At 75.3% G+C, this 2150-nt stretch carries 2 protein-coding genes and 1 pseudogene; all 3 read right to left on the bottom strand.

Annotation, left to right across the window (positions count from 1 at the left end; all coding sequences use genetic code 11):
• Positions 1-1448, bottom strand: a 1448-nt coding sequence (locus tag MXD58_RS29820) for a LysM peptidoglycan-binding domain-containing protein (RefSeq protein ID WP_518478717.1), incomplete at its 3' end; no start/stop codon positions are given.
• Positions 1445-1879, bottom strand: a complete 435-nt coding sequence (locus tag MXD58_RS29815; protein ID WP_248839576.1) for a pilus assembly protein TadG-related protein — start codon at positions 1877-1879, stop codon at positions 1445-1447. The genes MXD58_RS29815 and MXD58_RS29820, both read right to left, overlap by 4 nt.
• Positions 1876-2150, bottom strand: a pseudogene (locus MXD58_RS29810) (TadE/TadG family type IV pilus assembly protein); the annotation flags it as partial. The gene MXD58_RS29815 and the pseudogene MXD58_RS29810, both read right to left, overlap by 4 nt.

Genomic DNA, 2150 nt, shown 5'->3' with positions numbered 1-2150 from the left:
GGCCCGTGCAGTCCGGGTCGCGGCGGGCGCGCCGCCGCGACGGCGGTGTCCGCCGGAGGTCCCAGCAGCGCCGGTACGCGGGCCGCTTCGACGACGGCGTCGGATAGCGAGACCAGGTCGGGATAGGGCGGTGGGAGCGGCATAGCGGCGGCCCCGGGTGGGGTCGGGTCGCCGGCCGGCGGGCAGGCGTCGTCGTCCTCGTCGTTCTCGTCAGGACCAGGGACCTGCGGGTCTGAAGGGGTGCCGTCCTCGACCGGTGCGCCGTCTGCGGGATCTTTGGGATCTTCGCGGTCCTGGAGGGCGCGGCTGGTACTGAGGATCTCCCTGATGATCAGAGGGAGGGGTGGGTCGGCGGGCTGGTGGGCGCGGGGCCGGCGGGCGCGGTAGCGCAGGAGGCGGGCGAGGGTGACCGCGATGGTGAGGGCGGCGAGCAGGCTGACGGGGAGCACAGGACCGGACGGCAGCCGGATCGGATCGGGATGCGCCACCGGCCGCGCGGCCCGAGCGGCGGGAACCGGGGAGTGCGCGAGGGCCCCCGGTGGGGTCGGGGTGACGGGTGGCGGCGACGGCGTGCTCGGCGTCGACGGGGCCGGGCTGGTCGGGGCCGGCGGGGAGGGCGCGGGCGGGATGTCGGGCAGCCAGGGGGTGAGGGCCGGGTGCGGCGCGGGGGCTGTGGCCGGGGCGGGCGGCGCAGTGTCGGAGGGTGCGGTGCTGGGGGGTGTGCGCGGGGTGGCGTCGGCGGGCAGGCGCAGGATCCATCCGGGGCGGATTAGGTCCGGGTCGGTGAGTCGTCCCCCGTCGGGTTGCGGGCGGTGCTGGTTGAGGGCGAACAGCTCGTCCCAGCGCTGCGGGTCACCGAGGTGTGTCTGCGCGAGGCTCCACAGGCTCGCGTAGGCCGGGACGACACAGGTCGGCAGTGACGCCGTGTCGGCCTCGGAGCCGGTGGCCGTCCGCTCGGCGACTGGGCTGGGGTGGGCGGGTGCGGTGGCGGCGGGTGGGGGCCGGTAGGCGGCGAGGGTGGCCGCGGAGCCCGCGGCGGGGAGTTTCGCGCGGCTGGTGGTGAGGATCAGACCGGTGAGGATGGTGCCGACGAGCGCGGTCGTGAACGCCTGGCTCAAACCGGCGGTGGGTAGGCGTGGGCGGCGGCGGCCGGTGGCACGGGACAGCGTCTCGGTGAGGGTGGCTACGAGCAGCGTGAGGTAGAGGTACCAGAACAGGCAGCCCAGGATCCCGACGAGGAGCCGCTGGTCCAGCGGCCCGGTGAGTGCGGTCGAGACCTCGCCGCGGGTCGGGACGGAGTGGGGAAGGGGCCAACCGATGAGCCGCCACATCAGCAGCGGCGCGCCGATCAGACAGGCGGCCAGCACCGTGAGGGCGCCAAGGGCGCGTGCCAGCGCGGTGAGGCGGCGGCGCACGCCGACGGCGGCGGGAGGTGGATGGAGGGTCATGGGGTTGCTCCGCTGCGGGGGCTGGCGCTGGCGGTTCCGGTGACGTTGAGCGGGCCGACGCCGACGAGGGTCAGCAGTTGCGGCCGGTAGGTCCCGGTGACCGTGACGGTGACCGTGACGGTGGTCGCGGACGCGGTGCCCTGAGCGCCCGCGCCGGCCAGGAACGCCAACGCGCGGGTCCGGGCGCCTGCGGGGTCGAGCTGGAGGGTGCCGTCGGTCCGGTACAGGGCGAGATCAAGGGCCTGAGCGCCGGCGCGGGCCGCTTCGGCGGCGGTGCTGATCGCCTTCGTCTTCGCGTTCAACGCGCCGCCGCCGTCGAGGGCGAGACCGGCCAGACCGAGCAACGCCACCACGATGATCGCGAAGAAGGCGGTGACGTAGCCGCCGTCACCGGCTTCCCCGGCTCCGGCCGCGCGGGAAGGGGTTTTCACCCGACCGCCCGGTAAAGATCAACCGGTGAGGTCGCGGTGGACGTGAGGGTGCGGGCGAGTGGCAGACGCAGACCCGCGAGGTCGGTGAGATCGACCTGGCAGGAGACGGTGGCACGGGCTAGGCCGCCACGGACGAAGTCGGTGACGTCGAGGGTCACGGTCATCGTGCGGCAGGCCGGTGTGCCGACGGTGAGCCCGGAGCGGGCGGCCGTCTGCGCGGCGGCGGTGGCCTCGGCGGGAGAACGCGCGGCGCTGGCTCTCCCGCCGAGGC

Origin of the sequence: Frankia sp. AgKG'84/4 (genome assembly GCF_023242965.2) — a bacterium.
Classification (GTDB): Bacteria; Actinomycetota; Actinomycetes; order Frankiales; family Frankiaceae; genus Frankia.
This window is presented reverse-complemented; position numbering and strand designations above follow the sequence as displayed.